This window comes from Actinocrispum wychmicini, from assembly GCF_004345645.1.
GTDB classification, from domain to species: domain Bacteria; phylum Actinomycetota; class Actinomycetes; order Mycobacteriales; family Pseudonocardiaceae; genus Kibdelosporangium; species Kibdelosporangium wychmicini.
Map to the genome: position 1 here is coordinate 143,783 of NZ_SLWS01000003.1, position 23,512 is coordinate 167,294.

At 68.8% G+C, this 23,512-nt stretch carries 4 protein-coding genes; 3 read left to right on the top strand and 1 reads right to left on the bottom strand.

The window, feature by feature from the left end:
- Positions 1 to 16 precede the first annotated feature (16 nt).
- On the top strand, positions 17 to 1,048 hold the full coding sequence (locus EV192_RS15030) for a TRM11 family SAM-dependent methyltransferase (protein WP_132115638.1): 1,032 nt from the start codon (positions 17 to 19) through the stop codon (positions 1,046 to 1,048).
- On the opposite strand, the gene EV192_RS15035 is transcribed toward EV192_RS15030, so the two are convergent.
- Positions 1,045 to 2,460 (bottom strand): M28 family peptidase, encoded by a 1,416-nt coding sequence (locus EV192_RS15035; protein WP_165960392.1) that lies wholly within the window; start codon positions 2,458 to 2,460, stop codon positions 1,045 to 1,047. The two genes, EV192_RS15030 and EV192_RS15035, sit on opposite strands and share 4 nt — an antisense overlap.
- Positions 2,461 to 2,666: 206 nt before the next feature.
- Here EV192_RS15035 and EV192_RS15040 point away from each other — a divergent pair, with 206 nt between their 5' ends.
- Positions 2,667 to 21,827, top strand: a complete 19,161-nt coding sequence (locus EV192_RS15040; RefSeq protein ID WP_132115642.1) for a non-ribosomal peptide synthetase — start codon at positions 2,667 to 2,669, stop codon at positions 21,825 to 21,827.
- Positions 21,824 to 23,512 (top strand): MFS transporter, encoded by a 1,689-nt coding sequence (locus tag EV192_RS15045; RefSeq protein ID WP_132115644.1) that lies wholly within the window; start codon positions 21,824 to 21,826, stop codon positions 23,510 to 23,512. Before EV192_RS15040 ends, EV192_RS15045 begins: the two co-directional genes overlap by 4 nt.

A 23,512-nucleotide genomic window follows, 5' to 3' on the forward strand; every position in this document is an offset into this window, starting at 1 on the left:
TGTGTACGATGTATACATGCCGGAGTACGCCGTCCTGATCTCGCCGTCCACGAACCGGGTCTACACCGACACCGCCCAGCAGATGATGCGCGGCGAGATCCAGGTGTTCGCTGGGACGCTCCTGGACGGCCAGGTGCACGACCTGACCGAGATCACCCTCGGCGGAGTACCGTACCTGCGGATGCGGGCCGACGACCTGTCCGATGAGGACATCGCGGCGCTGTCCAACCTGTCCTCGGTGTACGCTCTGTTCGAGATGCAGGGCGAGCTGTTGAAACCGTTGCGGCTCAACCCGTTGGACCGGTTCTCCAGCGACCTGCTGACCATCCTGAAGTACTCCGGCAAGACCAACGAGCAGTTCACCAAGCTGCTGCTGAACGTGACCGCGGTGTCCACCGACAGTCCCAAGGACTTCCTGCGCCGGCCGCTGCGGGTGCTCGACCCGATGTGCGGCCGGGGAACAACCTTGAACCAGGCCACGATGTACGGTTTCGACAGTTACGGTGTGGACCTCGACGGCAAGGACTTCGAAGCGTACTCCACCTTCATCCGGACCTGGTTGAAGAACAAGCGGCTCAAACACACCGCGCAGACCGTGCCGATGCGGCGCAACCGGGAGAACCTGGGCAAGAGGCTGGAGATCAGCTTCGGGGCGACCAAGGAGGAGTACAAGGCCGGCGAGGTCCGGACCATCGACTACGTCCACGCCGATACCTTGCGTGCCAAGGAGATCTTCGGCCGGGAGACTTTCGACATCGTCGTGACCGACACACCGTACGGGGTGCAGCACGGCTCGACACGTGAGTCCGGCCTGTCTCGGAGCCCGTTGGCGCTGTTGGAAAGCGCTGTGCCGGTGTGGACGCAGTTGATCCGTCCCGGGGGCGCGCTTGGCCTGTCGTGGAACACATACGTCGGCGGTCGGGACGCGATCGCCGAGATCCTGCGGGACAACGGCCTGCAGGTGCTGGAAACCGAGGCGTACCTCGGCTTCCAGCACCGCGTGGACCAGGCGATCGTGCGCGATTTGATGGTCGCGCGAAAGGGTTAACGTCCGTTAACGCTTTGGGTGCTCGTCGCGTAGGAGCCGATGACCCACGCCAGGGCGCGGGCGTTGCGGTTCAGCGCCACCCGGTCGACGTTGCGCAGGTTGTCGCAGGCCAGTTGGTAGCAGACGTCGAACGGCTGTCCGGCGGTGCCACCCCACTTGTCCACCTGCGCCTGGGTCTTCACCGAGTCGGCGCCGGTGAACAGGCCACCGGTCGGGATGCCGGCGTTGGCGAACGCGTTGTAGTCCCAGCGCGAGGACATCGGCGCGGTCTCGGACTGCACCCGGGTCGCGGTGAAGTAGTCGACGAACGCCTGCTCGATCTTGTCCGAACCGGCGGGCTTCAGTCCGTGCAGGACGAAGTAGCCGGCGTTCGGTGAGCCGAGCATCTCGACGTTCAGGTACAACCCGATCTTGTGCTGGCCGTCGGCGCCGAGGGAGTTCAGGTACGCGGTGGCTCCGGCGAAACTGAATTCCTGCGCGCTGAAGAAGATGAACCGTACCGCGTTGGTCACCCGTGGCCGGGAGCCCAGCCGCAGCGCGGTTTCCAGCATCGCCGCGGCACCGGTGGCGTTGTCGCTGATCCCGGCCCCGCCGATGCTGTCAAGGTGCCCGCCGATCGTGACCACGTTGTCCTCGCGCCCGGTCCTGGTCTGCGCGATCAGGTTGGCGCTGGTCCGAACCTGTTGCAGGGAACGGAGTTCCAGCGAGATCGTGGTGCCCGCCTGTGCGGTCAACGCCAGCCCGTCGGCTCGGCTGAGCCCACCGGTCGGCACCCGGCCGTTCGACGGGTCGTTCAGCGAACCGTTCAGCGGACCGTCAACGTTGTTGTAGATGAGCGTGGCGATCGCGCCGGCGGCCGCGGCCGTCTGCTGCTTGACGATGAACGAGCAAGCGCCGCGCTCGACGAGGACGATCTTCCCGGCGGCCGCGATGTTGGCGTAGTCACTGGCTTCGCAGCCGGGTGTGGCGTCCCCTGTGGACGGTACGACGACCAGCGGCGCGGTGACGCCACCGACCGGTGTGGACGGACCGTAGTCCATCACGATGACGGGGACGTTGGCACCGGCCGCGGTCAGCTTCTCCGCCAGCGTCTGGAACCAGTTGAACTGGAAGTCCTGCCGGGTGACGGTGTAGCCGGCCCGGTCGAGCTTCCGGGCCGCGTAGTCCACCGACTGGCGGTAGCCCTCGGTGCCCGGCTCGCGGTCGCCGCCGTTGCGGTTCGAGATCCGTTGGAACGCCTCCAGGTGGTCGTTGATCCGGCCGGGACTCACCTGGTGGGCGAGTTCCCGGGCGAGGGCCGGGCCGGCCGGCGTGGCGTTGGGGGACGCCGAAGCGGGTGGCCCGATCACACCGGAGGCCATGACCGCCACCAGCGCTCCGGTCACCGCCACGGCTGCTCTTCTGCGCGACATGGCACCTTCCTCAATCCGTGAGCATGGGGGACGCCGAGGAACACTGCTGATCAGCGGCGCCGGAGTCCATAGCCAATTCCGGCCGGCCAACCGGTCCATTCCGCGTTCCGGGCCACTTCGGGCCGGAATGGCACGGGTGGCCGTGGACCGCCGGGGCGCACGATTCCTCGTGTTGACCACAGTGACCTGACCTAGCGGGGCGTGACATGACCGACTTCGACCGCACCGGCACGATGACCTTGCCGGCGTTGTTCAGCCAGCGGGCCCAGCGGACGCCGGACCGGACGGCCGTCGTGTCCGGCGACGTCTCAGTGTCCTATCGGGACCTGAACGAGCGGGCGAACCGGCTGGCACACCTGCTGATCGACCGGGGTGTGGGCACCGAGTCGGTGGTCGCGGTGACGCTGCCGCGCGGTGTGGACGTGGTGGTCGCGTTGCTCGCCATCACCAAGGCGGGCGCCGCGTACCTGCCGTTGGATCCAAGCTATCCGTTGTCCCGCAGGGACTTCATGCTGGCCGACGCCAAGCCCACGGTATGGCTGACCGACCTCGTGCAGCCAAGCGAGATCCCGGTCGTGTGCCTGGACGACGTGGAGCTCGCTGGGCAGCCGGCGACCGACCCGGACGTGCCCGGCCTGCCGGATCGGCTGGCGTACGTGATGTACACGTCCGGGTCCATGGGAACGCCGAAAGGCGTCATGGCCACCGACGCGGACGTCGTCGCCCTGGCCGCTGACCAGCGGTTCCGCACGGAAACGCCGGCCAGGACGCTGGTGCACTCGCCGCAGTCGTTCGACGCCTCCACCTTCGAGATCTGGGTCACGCTGCTGACCGGCGGGCAGCTGGTGCTCGCCCCGGCCGGCGACCTCACGCTCGACTCGCTCGCCGAGGTGATCACCACCGGCGAGGTCACCAGGGTCTGGCTCACCGCGGGCCTGTTCTCCTTGCTGGCCCAAGAGAACCCCGGTTGCCTGCACGACGTCGACCAGGTCTGGGCCGGCGGCGACGTGCTGCCAGCCGCCGCCGTCCGCCGGGTGTTGGAGCACTGCCCGGGAACCACGGTCGTGAACGGGTACGGACCGACCGAGACCACCACGTTCGCGACCTCGCACGCTGTCGACCAGCAGGTAGGCGAGTCCGTGCCGATCGGCCGGGCCCTTGACGGCATGCGCACGTACGTGCTGGACGACTCGCTGGAGCCGGCGTCCGAGGGTGAGCTGTACATCGCGGGCGCGGGCCTGGCGCGTGGGTACCTCAACCGCGCGGCGCTGACCGCGGAACGGTTCGTCGCGGACCCGTTCGACGTCGGCGCACGCATGTACCGCAGCGGTGACCTGGTGCGGGTCGACGCGCACGGCGACATTGAGTTCGTCGGTCGGGCCGACGAACAGGTGAAGATCCGCGGGTACCGGATCGAACTCGGCGAGGTGCAGGCCGCGGTCGCCGCGCTGCCCGAGGTCGCGCAGGCCGTCGTGATCGCCAGGGAGGACCAGCCGGGCGACCGCCGCCTGGTGGCGTACGTCGTGCCGGCGGACGGCGCGTCCCCGGAGCTGGCCGAGGTACGCGAGAAGCTGGAGCTGCCGGGCTTCATGCTGCCGGCCGCTTTGGTCGTGCTGCCCGCGTTTCCGTTGACAGCGAACGGAAAAGTCGACCGGCGGGCGTTGCCCGCGCCCCAGGTGACGGGCACCGGCCGAGCCGCGCGCGACCACCGCGAGCAGGCTCTCTGTGACGTGTTCGCCGAGGTGCTCGGCCTGCCGCGGGTCGGCATCGACGACGACTTCCTGTTGCTCGGCGGGCATTCGCTGCTCGCGATGCGGGCCGCCAGCCGGATCAGGGCTGCGCTCGGGGTCGAGATGACCGTGGGCATGTTGTTCGAGGCGCGTACGGTCGCGGCGCTGGCCGAACGGCTGGACGGGGCCGCCGAGGCACGAGCCCGGCTCCAGCCGATGACCCGGCCGACCCCGCTGCCGCTGTCCGCCGGCCAGCGCCGGCTCTGGTTCCTCAACCAGCTGGAGGGGCCGAGCGCGACGTACAACATCTCGTTGCAGCTCAAGCTGTCCGGCGAGTTGAACGTCAAGGCATTGCGTGCGGCGTTGGGTGATGTGGTCGCGCGGCACGAGAGCCTGCGGACCGTCTTCCCCCACGTGGACGGCACCGCGTGCCAGGTCGTTCTGCCCGACGCCACGATCGAACTGGCGACCGCTAGTGCCAGTTCTGGCGGTCTGCGCGAGTTGATGGCGGCGGAGGCCGCGGGTGGGTTCGACCTGGCCGTCGACCTGCCGTTGCGGGCTACGCTGTACACGTTGGCCGACCGGGAACACGTTCTGCTGCTGGTGTTCCACCACATCGCGGCCGACGGCTGGTCGATGGCGCCGCTGACCCGCGACCTGAGCGAGGCCTACGCCGCCCGCCACGGCGGAAAGGCGCCGAACTGGCGGCCGCTGCCCGTGCAGTACGCCGACTACGCGTTGTGGCAGCACGATGTTCTTGGCGCGGACGACGATCCAGCGACGCTGGCCGCCGGCCAGTTGGAGTTCTGGCGGACCGCGCTCGCCGGACTGCCAGACGAGATCTCGCTGCCGGCCGACCGGCCGCGCCCGCCGAAAGCGAGCTACCACGGCCGGACGGTCCCGTTCACCGTCGACGCCGAGCTGCACCAGGGCCTGCTGCGGGTCGCCCAGCAGAACCAGACCAGCCTGTTCATGGTGCTGCACACCGCGCTGGCGGCGCTGCTGACCAGGCTGGGCGCGGGGACCGACATCCCGATCGGCACCGCCGTCGCCGGTCGGGCCGACGAGCAGCTCGACGACCTGGTGGGCTTCTTCGTCAACGACCTGGTGTTGCGGACCGACACGGCCGGCGACCCGACGTTCGCCGAGCTGCTGCGCCGGGTCCGGGACACCGACCTGGCCGCGTTCGCGCACGCCGACCTGCCGTTCGAGCGGCTGGTGGAGATCCTCAACCCGCAGCGCTCGCTGAGCCGGCACCCGCTGTTCCAGACCATGCTGGTGCTGCAGAACGTGCCGAAGTCCACAGTGGACATCCCGGGCCTTGCGGTGGCGGCCGCGCTGGACAACCTGGACGTGGCCAAGTTCGACCTGTCGTTCTACTTTGACGAGCAGGCTGGGCCGCCAATGACCGGCGTCGTCGAATACAGCACCGGCCTGTTCGACGAACGCACCGCCCGCGCCATGGCCGACCGGCTGCTGCGCGTGCTCGACGCCATGGTCACGTCGCTCGACCAGCCGATCAGCGAGGTCGAAACGCTGTCCGCGGCCGAACGCGAGCAGGTCCTGGTGACGTTCAACGACACCGCCCGCGACGTCCCGGCGACCGACGTGACCCTCCTGTTCGCCGAACGTGTCGCCGCCGATCCGGACGCGACAGCGTTGATCGCCGGCGACGAAACCCTGACGTACGCCCAGTTGAACGCCGCCGCGAACCGCTTGGCGCACTACCTGGTCAAGCAGGGCGCTGGTCCGGAACGGTTCGTGGCGTTGATGCTGCCGCCGGGCGTGCAGTTGGTGACCGCGTTGCTGGCCGTGCTGAAGTGCGGTGCGGCGTACCTGCCGATCGACCCGGACTACCCGGCCGACCGGGTGGCGTACATGCTCGACGACGCCGCCCCCGCGCTGACTCTGCGCGAACTGCCCGACCTGACCGGCTACCCAGAGCACGACCTGGGGATCGTCCCCGAACAGGACAGTGCGGCGTATGTGATCTACACCTCCGGCTCGACCGGACGGCCCAAGGGCGTCGTCATCCCACGGGACGCCCTGGTCAACTTCCAGCTGTCGATGGCCGAACGGTTCGCACTGGAGCCCGGTGACCGTCTCCTCGCGGTGACCACGATCGCGTTCGACATCGCGGCGCTTGAGATGTATCTGCCGTTGATCAGCGGCGCTACCGTGGTGGTCGCCGACCGCGAGACCGTGCGTGACCCCGCGCTGCTGTCCGCGCTCGCTGTGCGGACCGGTGCCACGATCATGCAGGCGACCCCCTCACTGTGGCAGGCGCTCACGTCGAGTCACCCGGACGAGATCCGCGGCATCCGGATGCTGGTCGGCGGCGAAGCGCTCCCGGCCGCGCTGGCCCGCGCGATGTACGACGTCGGGTCCGAGGTGACCAACCTGTACGGGCCGACCGAGACCACGATCTGGTCCACGATGTCCACTGTGGACAGAACAGCGCCGACCATCGGCCGGCCGATCTGGAACACCCAGGTTTATCTCCTGGACGCGGCGTTGCGGCTGGTGCCGCCCGGAGTGCCGGGCGAGCTGTACATCGCGGGCGACGGGATCGCACGCGGCTACCACAACCGGGCCGAGCTGACCGCGCAACGGTTCGTGGCCAACCCGTTCGCCCGCGAAGGCGCCCGGATGTACCGGACCGGCGACGTGGCCCGGTGGGGCTCGGACGGCACGCTCGACTTCATCGGCCGGGTCGACCACCAGGTCAAGATCCGCGGCTACCGGGTGGAACTCGGCGAGATCGAGGCGGCCTGCGTCGCACATCCCGAGGTCACCCAGGCCACAGTGCTGGCCCGCGAGGACAACCCCGGTGACCTTCGCCTGGTCGCGTACCTCGTCGGCGCGCACGGCCGGCCGGACCTCGGTGACGTGCGCAAAGCCATCGCCAGCGTGCTGCCGGAGTACATGGTGCCGTCGGCGATCGTGTCGCTCGAACGTTTCCCGTTGACTCCCAACGGAAAGCTCGACCGCAAGGCGTTGCCCAAGCCAGAGTCGGTGGCCCCGGACGACCTGTATGCCGCCGGTCACGACGCCACTACGCGCGGCCCGCGTTCGTTGCGTGAACAGGTCCTGTGCGAGCTGTTCGCCGAAGTGCTGGGGGTGCCGAGCGTCGGCGTCCACGACGACTTCTTCGCCCGTGGCGGGCATTCGCTGCTGGCGATCCGGCTGGTCAGCCGGGTGCGGGCGGTGTTCGGCACCGAGTTGCGGATCCAGCGGCTGTTCGAGTCGCCGACCGTGGCGCAGTTGGTCGAGGCGATCGGCGACACCCGGTCCGACCGGGTCGAACTCGGCGCCGTCGCTCGCCCGGCCGAGCTGCCGCTCACCGACGGCCAGCGCAGGCTGTGGTTCCTCAACCGCTTCGAGGACGTGCCGGCGATGTACAACATCCCGCTGGCCCTGAAGCTGCACGGACCGGTCGACCGGGACGCGTTGGCGGCCGCGGTCGACGATCTGATGGCCAGGCACGAGAGTCTGCGTACTGTATACCCGGAGCTGGACGGCGCCCCGACCCAGCGCATTCTCGACGACGCACCCACCGCGTTCGCCGTGCGGGTCGTCCACCGGGACGACCTGGACGCCGAGCTGACGCTGGCCGCGAGCCGTGGCTTCGACCTGGCCGTCGAGCCGCCGTTCCGGGCGACATTGTTCGCCGTCGCACCCCAGGAACACGTGTTGTTGTTGGTGTTGCACCACATCGGCGCGGACGGACCGTCCACCTCGCCACTCACCCGCGACCTGTCTACTGCATACACATCCCGGCGTGCCGGCCGGGAGCCGCAGTGGTCGACGTTGCCGGTGCAGTATCCGGACTTCGCGCTGTGGCACCAGAATGTCGTGGACGACCTGATGGCCGGGCAGCTCGACTACTGGTCGGACGCGCTCGCCGGCCTGCCGGAAGGGTTGGACCTGCCGACCGACCGGCCCCGGCCGATGGAGGCGAGCTACCGGGGTGACGCGGTCGAGCTGCGGATCTCCGCCGAGCAGCACCGCCGGATCGCCGAGGTCGCACGGGCTCACGGGGCGACCGTGTTCATGGCGATGCACGCCGCCCTGGCCACCGTGCTCACCAGGTTCGGCGGCGGCACGGACATCCCGATCGGCAGCCCGGTCGGCACCCGCACCCAGGACGCGCTCGACGACGTCGTCGGGTTCTTCGTCAACACCCTGGTGCTGCGCACGGACACCGCCGGCGACCCGACGTTCGCCGACCTGCTGGCCAGGGTCCGCGGTGCTGCCCTAGGCGCGTTCGCCCACCCGGACCTGCCGTTCGAGCGGCTGGTGAGTCGGCTCGCCCCGGCCCGGTCGTTGGCCAGGCACCCGCTGTTCCAGGTGATGCTGGCGTTCCAGGAGGAACCTGAATGGCACTGGGACGTGCCCGGCATGTGCGCCGACCTGTCCGTCGTGCCGACCGGCATCGCCCGTTTCGACCTCGCGCTCGACCTGGTGGAGAAACGCGGCAGCGGCGGCATCGAGGGCAAGCTGGAGTACAGCAGCGACCTGTTCGACCGGGACACCGCGCAGCGGCTGGCCGACTGCGTGCTGCGCGTCCTGGAACTGGCGATCGCCGAGCCGGACAAGCCGATCACCGACCTGGACGTGCTGAGCCCGGACGAGCGGTCCCGGGTGCTCGTCGACTGGAACAGTTCGCCGACCAGCGCAGATCCCGCGCCACTGCCGGACCTGGTGCAGGCCCAGGTGGCGAAGACACCTGACGCGACTGCGGTGTCGTTCGAAGGTCAGGAGCTGACGTACGCCGAGCTCAACAGCGCGGCGAACCGGTTGGCCCGCGTGCTGATCGCGCGTGGCGCCGGCCCGGAATGTGTGGTCGCGCTGGCCATGCCGAGGTCGCTCGAAATGATCGTGGTCTGGCTCGCGGTCCTCAAGACGGGCGCTGCGTACCTGCCGGTGGACGCCAACTACCCGGCCGAGCGGATCCGGTTCATGATCGAGGACGCCAAGCCGATGCTCCTGGTGACGACGTCCGCGATCGCCGCCGATCTACCCGAGTCGAGCGCCGAGATGGTGCTGGTCGACGCCCTTGCGGCGCAGCTCACCGCGGTCCTGTCGACGAACCCGACCGACGCCGACCGGACCTCGCCCCTGTCGGTCGACAACACCGCGTATGTGATCTACACGTCCGGTTCGACCGGCCGGCCCAAGGGTGTCGCCGTGACCCACCGTGGCGTCGCCGGGGTCGCGGGCGCCCACATCGACGGGCTCCGCCTGGACGAGCACAGCCGGTTCCTGCTGGCCGTGTCGATCAGCTTCGACGTGTCCATGGCCGACATCGCGATGACCCTGCTTTCCGGTGCCGCCCTGGTGATCCCCGGGCCGCGGCACCACATGGCGGGCGAAGACCTCGCCTCGCTGATCGAGCACAACGCGGTCACCCACACCGACCTGGTGGCCACGATGCTCTCCTCGCTGCCGACCACCGATCTGCCTTCGTTGCGCGGCTTGGTAGTCGGTGGCGAGGCACTGTCCCTGGAGCAGGCTCGCAAGTGGACACCCGGCCGACGGCTGCTGCACGTGTACGGTCCCACTGAGTCCACTGTGGTCGCCACGATGAGTGACCCGGCCGGACCGGACCAGGCCCCGCCGATGGGCCACCCGATCCAGGACGTCAACGCCTATGTGCTCGACGCCCGGTTGCAGCCGGTCCCCGAGGGTGTGCCCGGTGAGCTGTACCTCGCCGGCAACGGCCTGGCGCGTGGCTACCTCAACCGCCCGTCGCTGACCGGGGAACGGTTCGTCGCGAGTCCGTACGGACCGCGCGGCACCCGCATGTACCGCACGGGTGACCTGGTCAAGTGGCGGATGGACGGCAACCTGGAGTTCGTCGGCCGCGCCGACCACCAGGTGAAGGTCCGGGGCTTCCGGATCGAACTGGGCGAGATCGAGGCCGCGCTGGCCCGGCTCCCGGAGGTCGCGCAGACCGCGGTGATCGTCCGGGAGGACCGGCCGGGGGAGCGGCGGCTGGTCGGGTACGTGGTGCCCGCGCCCGGCGCGCAGCCCGAACTGAAGGCGATGCGCGCGCGGTTGGCCGCCGAACTGCCGGACTACATGGTTCCGTCAGCGATCGCCGTGCTTGACGAACTTCCCTTGTCCGCCAACGGAAAGCTTGACCGTGACGCGCTGCCAGCGGCGACCGCCGAGGTCTCCGGGCGTGGCCCGCGTACCCCGGTCGAGACCATCCTGTGCGACCTGTTCGCCGAGGTCCTCGGCCTGGCGCGGGTGGGCATCGACGATGGGTTCTTCGACCTCGGCGGCGACAGCATCGTCTCGTTGCAGCTGGTGAGCAAGGCCCGTCGGGCCGGGCTACGGTTCACAGTCCGGGAGTTGTTCGACCGCAAGACGGTCGCGCAGCTGGCTTCCGTGGTGACCGTGTCGAGCTCCACCCCGACTGTGTCCACTTCGGACGCAGGTGAGGTGCCGTTGACGCCGATCATGCACTGGCTGCGGTCGCGTGGCGGCCCGATCGAGGGCTTCTACCAGTCCGTCACGGTGAGTACACCGCCGTCGATCGACCTGGACGGGATCACGGCCGCCCTGCAAGCTCTGATCGACCACCATGACGCGTTGCGCGCCAAGCTGACCAGGACCGCCGGTGTGTGGCGGCTCGACGTGTTGCCGGTGGGCGAGGTCAGCGCCGCCGGCCTGGTCGGCGACCTCCGCTTCGATCCGGACGCCGGGGTCATGCTGAAGGCGGTCTGGTCCGACGACCGGCTGCTGGTCGGGGTGCACCACCTGGTCGTGGACGGCGTCTCACTGCGGATCATCGCCGCCGACCTGGAGTCCGCAATGGACGATGTCGTCGCCGGTCGCACGCCGGCGCTGGATCCGGTCGGCACGTCGCTGCGGAGTTGGGCGCAGGGTCTCCAGACAGTCGCGAACTCGCCGGACCGGGTCGCCGAACTGCCGCACTGGCTGGACGTGCTGGACACACCGGACTCGTTGCTGGGCAAGGAGAATCTGGACCCGAAACGGGACCTGGTCAGCACCGGGCGGACCATCACCGCGAGCCTGCCGCCCGAACGCACGCAGCCGATCCTCACCACGGTCCCGGCGGCGTTCCACGGCGGCGTCGACGACGTCCTGGTCACCGCGCTCGGCATCGCCGTGGCCGCGTGGCGCAGGCGCCGGGGTGTCGCGGACGTCCGCAAGGTGCTCATCGACCTGGAAGGACACGGCCGCGAAGACGTCATCGACGGTGTCGACCTGGCCCGCACGGTCGGCTGGTTCACGACCGTTCACCCGGTCGCCGTCGACCTCGGTGACGTCGACTGGGCGGACGTGTGGGCCGCGGGCCCCTCGCTCGGTGAGATCGTCAAGCGCACCAAGGAAAAGCTGCGGTCCGTGCCGGACAAGGGCATGGGCTACGGGATGCTGCGGTACCTCAACCCGCAGACCGCGTTGACGCTCGCCGCCGCTCGGGCGCCGCAGATCGAGTTCAACTACCTCGGCCGGTTCCCGATCAGCGACGACACGGCCGGTCAGATCGGCGGCGACGAAGACCATGGTATGCCGTTCGCGCACACCCTCGAAGTCAACGCGTACACCGAGGACCACGCCGACGGCCCCCGGCTCGTGGTGAGCTGGTCGTGGCCGAGCGCGCTGCTGGACGAGCCCGATGTCCGTGAACTGTCCGAGCTGTGGTTCGACGCGCTGTCCGCTTTGACGCGGCACGTTGACGGTGCTTCCGGCAGCCACACGCCGTCCGACTTCGGCCTGGTTTCCTTGACACAGCAACAGATCGACTCGCTGGAGTCGGCCCGTCCGGGCATCGTCGACGTCTGGCCGCTGACCCCGCTGCAGGAAGGGTTCCTTTTCCACGCGTCCTTTGAGGACGACGTCTACACCACGCAACTCGTGCTGAACGTGGACGGGGTTCTGGACGTGCCCGCCTTCCGCGGTGCGGTCGCCGCCGTGCTGCGGCGGTACGCCAACCTGCGCGCCGGATTCTTCTCGCAAGGGCTGGACCGGCCCGTTCAGTTCGTCCTCGGTGAGGTCGAGCCGCCGGTGGACGTGGTCGACCTTAGCGACCGGCCGGAGGAGTCGGACGACGTGTTGGCGGCCGACCGGGACCGCCGGTTCGACGTCACGGCCCCGCCTTTGCTGCGGTGCACGATCGTCAAGCTGGGCGACGAACACCACCGGATCGCCATCACGGCCCATCACATCCTGATGGACGGCTGGTCGTTGCCCCTGCTGCTGGCGGACCTGTTCGACTACTACCGCGGCACCGACGCGGATCTGTCACCCGTAACGTCCTATCGCGACTATCTCAGGTGGCTGTCCACACAGGACCGTGAGGCCGCGCTTAGGGGCTGGCGCGAGGTCCTTGACGGTGTCGTGGAGCCGACCCTGGTCGCGCCCCGCGCTGTAGGCCAGTCCGGAGTGAAGTCCGAGAACGTGACGGTCGAACTCACCGAGGAGATCAGCGACCGGGTCCGGGCGTTGGCCCGTGGCCAGGGGCTGACGTTGAACACCGTCGTCCAGGGTGCGTGGGCGATCCTGATCGGCTACCTCACGGGACGCGACGACGTGCTGTTCGGCATCACCGTGTCCGGCCGGCCAGCCGAGATCGACGGCGTGGAGACCATTGTCGGCCTGCTCATCAACACCCTGCCTGTCCGCGTCGACCTGGATCCGGCGCGGTCGTGCGCGGACATGCTCGCCGGTCTGAGCGACCAACTGGCCCGGCTGACCGACAACGTCAGCGTCGGCCTGGTCGAACTGCAACGCCTGGTGGGCGTGCGGGAGCTGTTCGACACGATGACCGTATTGGAGAACTACCCGGGCGACTGGGCGGACCGGGTCGGCGGGCTGCGGATCACCGGAATGGACAGCCACGACGCCATCCACTATCCGCTCGGCCTCGCCGCGATCCCCGGCGACCGGCTGGCGTTGCGGCTGAACTACCGGCCGGACGTGTACGAACAGTCCGAAGCCGTGGCGATCGGCGAACGGCTCGCGGCGGTGTTCGAGCTGCTCGTCACCGACCCGCAGCGCCGGATCGGGTCCCTGGACCTGCTCACCGAACGGGAGGTGCGGGCTCTCCCCACCCCTCGCGAGGCTTTCGACTTCGTCAGCCTGCCTGCGTTGATCAGCGCCCAGGCCGCCAAGACGCCGGACGCGGTCGCCGTGTCCTCAGCCACCGAGTCGTTGACGTACGCGGAATTGGAAACACGGGCGAACAGGTTGGCGCACAAGCTGATCGCCGCTGGTGTCGGTCCGGAGCAGCGGGTCGCTGTCGCCATTCCCCGCTCGGTGGACCTGGTTGTCGCCTTGCTCGCCGTCGTGAAGGCCGGCGGCGCGTACGTGCCGATTGACCCCGACTACCCGGCCGACCGCATCGAGTACATGCTCGCCGACGCCGCCCCCACTTTGGTCCTGACCGCGGCCGACGCCGATGGGCCGGTGACAGCGCCGCAGGTGACCATCGAGCCCGCGAACCCGGTGTACACGATATACACGTCCGGGTCGTCGGGCCGGCCCAAGGGTGTCGTGGTCGAGCATCGCGGCCTGGCCGACTACCTGGCCTGGGCGCGGGACGCGTACCCATCCGCGACCGGTGCGTCGCTGCTGCACACGTCCGTGTCGTTCGACCTGACGGTCACGTCCTTGTGGGTGCCGTTGACGGTCGGTGGACAGGTGCGGGTCGGCACCCTCGACGAGCCGGTCGGCCCGGTGTCGCTGCTGAAGGCGACACCCAGCCATCTGGCGATGATGCCTGCTTCAGGGGACGTGCCCACTGGCGAACTGGTCCTCGGTGGCGAGCAGTTGCGCGGCCCAGCGGTGGCCGAGTGGCGGCGCGGACATCCCGACGTGACCGTGATCAACTCGTACGGGCCGAGCGAGATCACGGTTAGCTGCACGGAGTTCCGCGTCCAGCCTGGTGACACGGTCGACGATGACGTCCTGCCGATCGGCCGCCCGATCGGGACCACCGGTGTGTACGTGCTCGACGGCAGCCTGCGTCGGGTGCCGCCGGGCGTGCCGGGTGAGCTGTACGTCTCCGGCCCCGGCGTCGCCCGCGGGTATTGGGACCGGCCAGGACTGACCGCGTCGCGGTTTGTGGCTGACCCGTTCGCCGGTGCGGGAGAGCGGATGTACCGGACCGGTGACGTGGTCCGGTGGGACGCCGACGGCCGGCTGGTGTTCGTGGGACGCGCCGACTTCCAGGTCAAGGTCCGTGGGTTCCGGATCGAACTGGAAGAGGTCGAGGCCGCTCTGGCCGCTCAACCCGGTGTGACCGGCGCGGCTGTGCTGGTGGACGAGGACCGGCTGATTGGTTACGTGACCCCCGCGGACGTCGTCGGTGTTCGCGAAGGGCTGCGTGCCGTGTTGCCGGACTATATGGTGCCGTCGATCCTCATCGCGTTGGACGAGTTCCCGTTGTCCCCGAACGGAAAACTCGACCGGACCGCCTTGCCCGCCCCGGAGGGCACGGCTGGCACGGGCCGGGCACCCGCGACCCCGCAGGAGGAGATCCTGTGTGAGATCTTCGCCGAGGTCCTCGGCGTGTCCGGGGTCGGGGTGGACGACAACTTCTTCGAGCTGGGCGGCCATTCGCTGCTGATCATGCGGCTGATCAACCGGATTCGTGAGGTTTTGAGCGCCGAACTGTCCATTCGCGCTCTTTTCGACGCCCCGACCGTCAGCGGGGTCGCGGGCTTGCTGAGTGGTGTCGGCACCGCTCGGGCCGGTGTGGCGCGGGTGCAACGTCCCGAGGTCGTGCCCTTGTCGTTCGCGCAGCACCGGCTGTGGTTCCTGAACCGGTTCGAGGGCGCCGAGGCTGTATACAACATGCCGTTCGCCGTTCGCCTGCGCGGTGAGTTGGATTCCCCCGCGCTCACCCAGGCTGTGCGTGACGTGGCTCAGCGGCACGAGGTGCTGCGGACCGTGTTCCCGGTGGTCGACGGCGAACCCACCCAGGTGGTGACCGACGACACGGTCGACGTGCGGTGGGTGGACACCCCGGAGATGACCGTGGCCGATGCCGTCCGGGCCGGGTTCGACCTGCGGGTGGACGTGCCGATGCGGGTGTGGGTGTTCACCGAGGCACCTGACGTGCACGTGCTGCTGGTCGTGCTGCATCACATCGCCGGTGACGGCTGGTCCTGGGCGCCGTTCGTCCGCGACCTGTCGACCGCGTACGCGGCTCGACGCGGCGGCGAGGCGCCAGGGTGGCAGGCGTTGCCGGTGCAGTACGTCGACTACACGTTGTGGCAGCGGCAAGTCCTGGGCTCCGAAGCCGACCCGGACAGCGTGCTCAGCGCGCAGACGGCGTTCTGGACGGACGCGTTGGCGGACCTGCCGGCGGAGATCACGTTGCCTACCGACCGGCCTAGGCCCGTGACACCGACGTACCGTGCGGCATCCCTGCCGGTGAACCTGGACCCGACCATCCATACAGGACTCCTCGATGTGGCACGCGGATGTCACGCGACCCTGTTCATGGTGTTGCAGTCCGGCCTGGCCGCGCTGCTCTCCCGGTTCGGCGCCGGGCAGGACATCCCCATCGGCACCCCCGTCGCCGGCCGGACCGACAGCGCCCTGCACGACCTGGTCGGCTGCTTCCTCAACACGTTGGTGCTGCGGACCGATGTGTCCGGTTCGCCGAGCCTGCGGGACCTGGTCACCCGGGTGCGCGGGGTCGATCTGGCCGCGTTCGCCCACCAGGACATGCCGTTCGAACGTCTCGTCGAGCTGGTCAACCCGGACCGCTCGCCGGCCCGGCACCCGCTGTTCCAGGTCATGTTCGTGCTGCACAACAACGAACCGGCCGTGTGGGAGCTGCCCGGACTGGACGTCGGCGAGGTCGGCGTCGGCGTCGACACCGCCAAGTTCGACCTGGCCCTGGCGTTGGCGGAGACCCACGACGGCCTGACCGGGGAGATCACCTACAACCCCGACTTGTTCGACAGCACGACCGTCCAGCGGATCGTCGACGCGTACACCCAGCTGCTGGCCGCCGCGGTCGCCGACCCCGACCGGCCGCTCGACCACATCGACGTCATCAGCTCCCACGACCGACACTGGTTGGCGGCCATCAACGACACCGCCCACTCCTACCCGTCAGTGACGTTCCCAGAGTTGTTCACCGCCCAGGCGGCGAAGACCCCGAACACGCGAGCAGTGGTGTCCGATTCGGACTCGTTGACGTACGCGGAGCTTGCCGAACGGGCGAACAGGTTGGCACGGCTGCTGATCAGCCGCGGTGTCGGACCAGACACCCCGGTCGCGGTCGCGATGCATCACTCGGCCGAGCTGGTTGTGGCGGCGATGGCGGTGACTGTCGCCGGCGGTGTGTACGTGCCGGTCGACCCCGGCCACCCCACCGCGCGTGTCCAGGGCATCCTGGCCGACGCGGCACCCGCGCTCATTCTGTCTACTTCGGACATCTCGATCGATGCTCTCAACATCGACGACCCGGACGTGATGGCGTTGGTCCAGGCGCAGTCAAGCGAACCGATCACTGACGCCGATCGTATGTGCCCGCTGACACCGGCGAACCTCGCGTATGTCATCTACACGTCCGGATCGACCGGCCGCCCCAAGGGGGTCGGCATCCCGCACCGGGCCCTGATCGCCAACCTGGACTGGATGCAGGGCAAGTACGCGCTCAGCCGCGGCGACCGGATGCTGTTGAAGACGACCATCGCGTTCGACGCTTCGGTGTGGGAACTGTTCTGGCCGTTGATCACGGGCGCCGGCATCGTGACGTCGCGGCAGGGCGGGCATCGGGATCCTGGGTACCTCGCCGACCTCATCGACCGGCAGAGGGTGACCGCCGCCTTCTTCGTGCCGTCCTTGCTTCGGGTGATGCTGGCGGAGCCGGGTGCGGCTCGGTGCGACAGCCTGCGGCACCTGCTGGTCGGCGGCGAGGCACTGCCCGGCGACCTGGCCGAAGGGTTCGGCAGGGTCTTCGCCGGGTCGTTGACCAACGTCTACGGGCCGACCGAGACGACCATCGCGGTGGCCGTGAAGTCGGACGTCACCGGTGCCGAAGGCCCGACGGTGGCGTTGGGCGGTCCCGGGGCCAACACCCGGGCGTACGTCCTGGACGACCAGTTGCGCCTGGTCCCGCCGGGTGTCGTCGGTGAGCTCTACGTCGCGGGCGACCAGTTGGGGCGTGGGTACGCCAACCGCCTGGGGCTGACGGCCGAGCGATTCGTGGCGTGCCCGTTCGGCGGGGCGGGCGAGCGGATGTACCGCACCGGCGACCTGGTCCGCTGGAACCGGGACGGCGAGCTGGTGTTCGCCGGCCGCGCGGACTTCCAGGTGAAGGTCCGGGGCTTCCGGATCGAGCTCGGTGAGATCGAAGCCGTCCTGGCCAGTCACCCCCTTGTCCGCCAGGCGTACGTGACCGTGCACGGCACCGGTGAGAGCGCTCGGCTGGTCGCCCACGTGACTGCGTCCGAAGTGGACTCACGTGAGCTGCGTGACTTCGCGGCGATCAGCCTGCCCGAGTACATGGTGCCGACCGCGTTGGTGGTGATGGATGAGTTTCCCTTGACCCCCAACGGCAAGGTGGACCGGGCGGCACTGCCGGTGCCCGACCTGGCGGTGGTCTCTTCGCGAGCGCCGGCCACCCCGCAGGAGGCGATCCTGTGCCAGATCTTCGCCGAGGTGCTGGGTCTGCCGAGCGTCGGGGTGGACGACAACTTCTTCGAACTCGGCGGCCACTCGCTGCTGATCACGCGGGTCGTCAACAAGATCCGCGGCACCCTCGGTGTCGAACTGCCCATCCGGGTCCTGTTCGATTCCCCGACCGTCGGCGGGATCGTCGACGCGGTCAGCGGCGGCGGTGGCGCTCGGGCCGGTGTGGTCCGGGTGGAACGCCCTGAGGTCGTGCCGTTGTCGTTCGCGCAGCGCCGGTTGTGGTTCCTGAACCGGTTCGAGGACGGCGAAGCGGTGTACAACGTGCCATTCGCGGTGCGGCTGCGCGGTCCGGTGGATCGTGACGCGTTGGCTTGGGCCGTACGGGACGTCGTGGACCGGCATGAGGTGCTACGAACGGTGTTCCCGGTGATCGACGGGGAACCCACCCAGCTGGTGACCGCCGGCACGGTCGACATCCAGTGGGTCGACACGTCCGACGCGCTGCTTGAAGCGGCCCGAACCAGGTTCGACCTGTGCACCGATCTGCCCATGCGGGCGTGGGTGTTCACGGAGGCACCGGACGAGCACGTGTTGCTGGTCGTGCTGCATCACATCGCGAGCGACGGTTGGTCGCTGCGGCCGTTCGTCGCGGACCTGTCGACGGCGTACGCGGCTCGTTGTGCCGGTGAAGCGCCCGGGTGGGTTCCGTTGCCGGTGCAGTACGCCGACTACACCATGTGGCAGCAGCGCGTGTTGGGGTCCGAAGAGGACTCAGGCAGCGTTCTGGGTGCGCAGGTGGCGTTCTGGACGGACGCGTTGGCCGGCCTGCCGGCCGAGATCACGTTGCCCGTGGACCGGCCACGGCCGGCGACTCCTTCCTATCGCGCGGACTCGTTGGAGTTGACGTTCAGTCCATCAGTCCACACGCGACTCCTGGAAGTGGCCAAGGAATGTAACGCGACCCTGTTCATGGTGTTGCAGTCCGCATTGGTCGCGCTGTTGTCGCGGTTCGGTGCCGGGCAGGACATCCCGATCGGCACGCCGATCGCCGGCCGGACCGACGGCTCGCTGGACGACCTGGTCGGCTGTTTCCTCAACACATTGGTGCTGCGCACGGACGTGTCCGGCTCGCCGAGCTTCCGCGACCTGGTCGGCCGGGTCCGCGGCGTCGACCTGGCCGCGTACGCCAACCAGGACATGCCGTTCGAGCGCCTGGTCGAGCTGGTCAACCCGGAGCGGTCCCAGGCCCGGCACCCGCTGTTCCAGGTCATGCTGGTGTTGCAGAACAACGCGCCCGCCGTCTGGACCCTGCCGGGGCTCGACGTCAGCGAGGTCGACGTCGACGTGCACGGCGTGAAGTTCGACATGCTGCTGGCGATGGCCGAGTCGGCGGCCGGTCTGGAAGGCGTGCTCACCTACAACCCGGACCTGTTCGACTCGTCGACCATGGCTCGTGTGGTCAGCGGCTTCACCCGGTTGGTCGAGGCCGCTGTGGCCGACCCCGACACGCCGGTGGACCAGATCTCCGTGATCGACCCAGCGGACCGCGACCGTCTCGACGCCATCAACGCCACTGCCCACGACCTTGAGTTCGACGGCACGCTGACGGAGTTGCTGGAGACAGCAGCCGTTCGGCACGCGGACCGAACCGCTCTGGTCGTTGACTCGGAGTCGTTGACGTACAAGGAGTTGCACGAGCGGGCGAACCGGTTGGCACACTCGCTGATCGCCGCCGGAGTCGCGCCCGAGCACAGGGTCGCGGTCGCGATCCCACGTTCGGCGGAGCTGGTCGTGGCGTTGCTGGCGGTGCTCAAGGCCGGTGGTGCGTACGTGCCGATCGACCCGGACTACCCGGCCGACCGGATCGAGTTCATGCTCGCCGACGCCGCGCCCACCCTGTTGCTCACCCCGTCGTCGATCACCGACGACGGGCCGGCGACCGCGCCGGAGGTGGACGTCGACCCCGCGAATCCGGCGTACATGATCTACACGTCCGGGTCCACGGGCCGCCCGAAAGGCGCGGTCGTGCCACACCGCGGGATCGTGAACCGTCTACTGTGGATGCAACACGAGTACCAGCTGACGACCAAAGATCGGGTGTTGCAGAAGACCCCGTCCGGGTTCGACGTGTCGGTGTGGGAGTTCTTCTGGCCGTTGATCCAGGGCGCGACCCTGGTGATGGCCAAGCCGGACGGCCACAAGGACCCGCGGTACCTGGCTCAGCTGATCCAGTCCTCGCAGATCACCACCCTGCACTTCGTGCCGTCGATGCTTCGGGTGTTCCTGGCCGAACCCACCGCGGCCGAGTGCACCAGCCTGCGCCGGGTGATCTGCAGTGGCGAAGCGCTGCCCCGCGAACTGGCAGACCAGTTCCTGGGCATCCTCGACGCCGAACTGCACAACCTTTACGGCCCCACCGAGGCGTCCGTCGATGTGACGTACACGCCGATCACCGCCACCGGCGGCCCTGTCCCTATTGGACGTCCAGTGTGGAACACAGGCGCCTACGTCCTGGACTCCGGCCTGCGGCCGGTGCCGCCGGGTGTGTTGGGTGAGCTGTACATCTCAGGTGTGCAGCTGGCCCGGGGCTACTGGGGTCGGGCGTCACTGACCGCGACCCGGTTTGTGGCCGACCCGTTCGCCGGCGGGGGAGAGCGGATGTACCGGACCGGTGACGTGGTCCGGTGGAACTCCGACGGCCAGCTGGTGTTCGTGGGGCGGGCCGACTTCCAGGTGAAGATCCGGGGCTTCCGGGTCGAGTTGGAAGAGGTTGAGGCCGTGCTGGCCCGGCAGCCAGGCGTGTCCGGCGCGGCCGTGCTGGTTCGCGAAGACCGCTTGGTCGGTTACGTGACGCCTGCGGACGTGGACATCACCGCGATCCGCGAAGGGCTGCGGACGGTGTTGCCGGAGTTCATGGTGCCTTCGTTGGTGATGGCACTCGACGAGTTCCCGTTGACCCCGAACGGAAAATTGAACCGAAACGCCTTGCCCGCGCCGGAGGTCGGTACCGGCACGGGTCGCGGGCCGACCAGTGTTCATGAGGACGTCCTGTGTCAGATCCTGGCAGAGGTGCTCGGCGTGCCGGTCGGTGTGGACGACGACTTCTTCGAACTCGGCGGCCATTCGCTGCTGATCATGCGCGTGGTCAACAAGGTTCGCGAGACTCTCGGTGTCGAACTGTCCATCCGTGCTCTGTTCGACACGCCTACCGCGGCCACTCTTGCGGCGAGCTTGGGCGTGGCCAGGTCCGGTGATCTGGATGTGCTGATGTCGGTCCGCGCGGCCGGTGAGCGGGCTCCACTGTTCTGTGTGCATCCGGCGGCCGGCACCGGTTGGGTCTACTCTGGACTGTTGCGATACGTGAGCGATCGGCCTGTGCACGTCCTGCAGGCACCCGGTCTCAGCGCTCCGGACGACCACCCGGCTTCCGTGGAGGACATGGCCGCGCGCTATGTGGCTGAACTGCGGAACGTCCAGGCCTCCGGGCCGTACCACCTGCTGGGCTGGTCTTTCGGTGGCGTTGTGGCGCACGCGATGGCCACGCTGCTGCAACGGGAAGGCGATGAGGTGGCCACGCTGACCCTGGTGGACTCGTACCCGGTCGGCGGGCGACAGATCGACCTTTCTCCTGAGCAGGCGCTGGCTTCGATGTTGGCGTCGCTCGGCATCGAACCCGGCGCGCCCGCATTGACCACTGTGGACGCCATGGAACTGCTGGCCGCGGCGAAGAGCCCGGTCGCAGGTCTCGGCGAGGACGTACTGGCCGCGATGGCCCGGGTGTATGCCGAGAACACCGCGATGATGACGCGGTTCGTCCCTGAGGTGTTCAAGGGCGACATGCTCCACTTCGCCGCCAACAGCGGACTCAGCCCGGACTCCTGGCAGTCCTACGTGGACGGCATGGTTCGGTGCCACCAGGTCGATTCGACCCACGGCCGCATGCTTCAGCCCGGCCCGCTCGGCGAGATCGGTCCCGTGCTCGCCGCCACCCTCTCGGAGGATGAATGAAAAGGACGTACAGCCCGTGGGTCGTGCTGTCGGCGCTGCTCACCGGCAGCGCCCTCGGGCTCATGGACTCGACCATCACCAACGTGGCGGTGCCGTCGTTGATCCACGACCTGGGCGCCCGGGTCGACCAGATCCTGTGGGTGGGCAACGGCTACCTGCTGGGCTACGCCGCGCTCGTGGTCACCGCCGGCCGGTTGGGCGACCTGTTCGGCCAGAAACGAATGTTCATGATCGGCGTGTCACTGTTCGTGCTGTCGTCGATCGCTTGCGCCTTCGCGCAGTCCGCCGAGATGTTCGTCGCGTCCAGGGTCGTGCAGGGATGCAGCGCCGCCCTGTTCGGTCCACAGTCCATGGCCATCATCACGCACATCTTCCCGCCCGAGCGACGGGGAACCGCGTTCGGCGTGTGGGGCTCGGTCGCCGGGATCTCGGTGGCGGCCGGCCCCACCCTGGGCGGCTTGACAGTGGCCGCCTTCGGCTGGCGGTGGGTGTTCCTGATCAACGTGTTCATCGGCGCGATCGCGATGGTGTACGCGGCGGTCGTGGTGCCGAACGTGAACTTCGGCCGTCGCCCCCGGCTGGACATCGCCGGGTCGGTGTTGCTGTCGCTCGGGTTGTTCCTGCTGGTCTACGGCCTGCTTGAGGGCGAGTCGCACCACTGGGGCCCGTTGTGGGGCCCGGTGACCGCGCCCATGGTGATCGTCGCGGGTGTCTGCGCTTTGGTCGCTTTGGTCGCCCTTGAACGTGGCCGTCAGGACCGTGAGCCGTTGCTTCCGTTCTCCGTGCTGCGCAACAGGAACTTCGTGCTCACGCTCGGCGCGACGTGCGGTTTGGCGCTGGCGGTCAGCAGCATGCTGTTCCTGACGTTGCTGAACCTTCAGATGTCCATCGGCATGGCAGTTGCGGTGGCCGGTATCACTGTCGCCACCGCGCCGGCGGTGTCCGTGCTCGTCTCCCCGTTCTCCGGCCGGCTCACAGACAAGTACGGCGGCAAGTACGTGCTGTTCGTCGGCATGCTCGTGCTCGCGGCGGGTCTGGTCCTGCTCGCGTCCGCCGAACAGATCGGATCGACCTGGTACGACATGCTGCCCGGCCTGCTGACCGTCGGAATCGGCATGGGAGTGACGTTCTCCCCACCCGTCGCGATGGCCATGGGCAGCGTGCCCAAGTCCATGACGGGCGTCGCCTCCGGCTGCTTCAACATGGCCCGCCTCGCCGGCAGCCTGATCGGCAGCGCGTCAGTCGGCGCCCTGCTGCAGGCCCGCCTCGCCCCCGCCCTGACCCGCGCGGCGACCAACCACGCCAACGCCCTGCCACCAGACCTCCGAGACCGGTTCATCGCCGGCTTCGCCACCGCCTCAACCGGCGACCTGCAAACCCAACACCTCACCACCGAACCGGCCACCCAAACCCTGGCCAACCTGGTCCTGCACGAAGGACTGGCCGACGCCATCCGATGGACCTACACCCTGCCGGTCGCAGTGCTGGTCATCGGCGCGATCGCAGTCCTCGGCACCCACAGCCGCACAAAGCCCACGGACCCAACCCCGCAGCCCACAGCTGATGACACTCCAGCCGCGTCTGCTGTGTCGGCGGTCGCCCAGGCTGCCGTCCCCGCCTCGGCCCATGACCCGGCCTCCACCTTTGCCTCACCGCCCTCGCCAGCCCCCGCGAAGTCCACATAG

Coding starts and splice junctions, on each gene's coding strand:
- EV192_RS15030 (WP_132115638.1), top strand. CDS start 17: ATGCCGGAGTACGCCGTCCTGATCTCGCCGTCCACGAACCGGGTCTAC.
- EV192_RS15035 (WP_165960392.1), bottom strand. CDS start 2,460: ATGTCGCGCAGAAGAGCAGCCGTGGCGGTGACCGGAGCGCTGGTGGCG.
- EV192_RS15040 (WP_132115642.1), top strand. CDS start 2,667: ATGACCGACTTCGACCGCACCGGCACGATGACCTTGCCGGCGTTGTTC.
- EV192_RS15045 (WP_132115644.1), top strand. CDS start 21,824: ATGAAAAGGACGTACAGCCCGTGGGTCGTGCTGTCGGCGCTGCTCACC.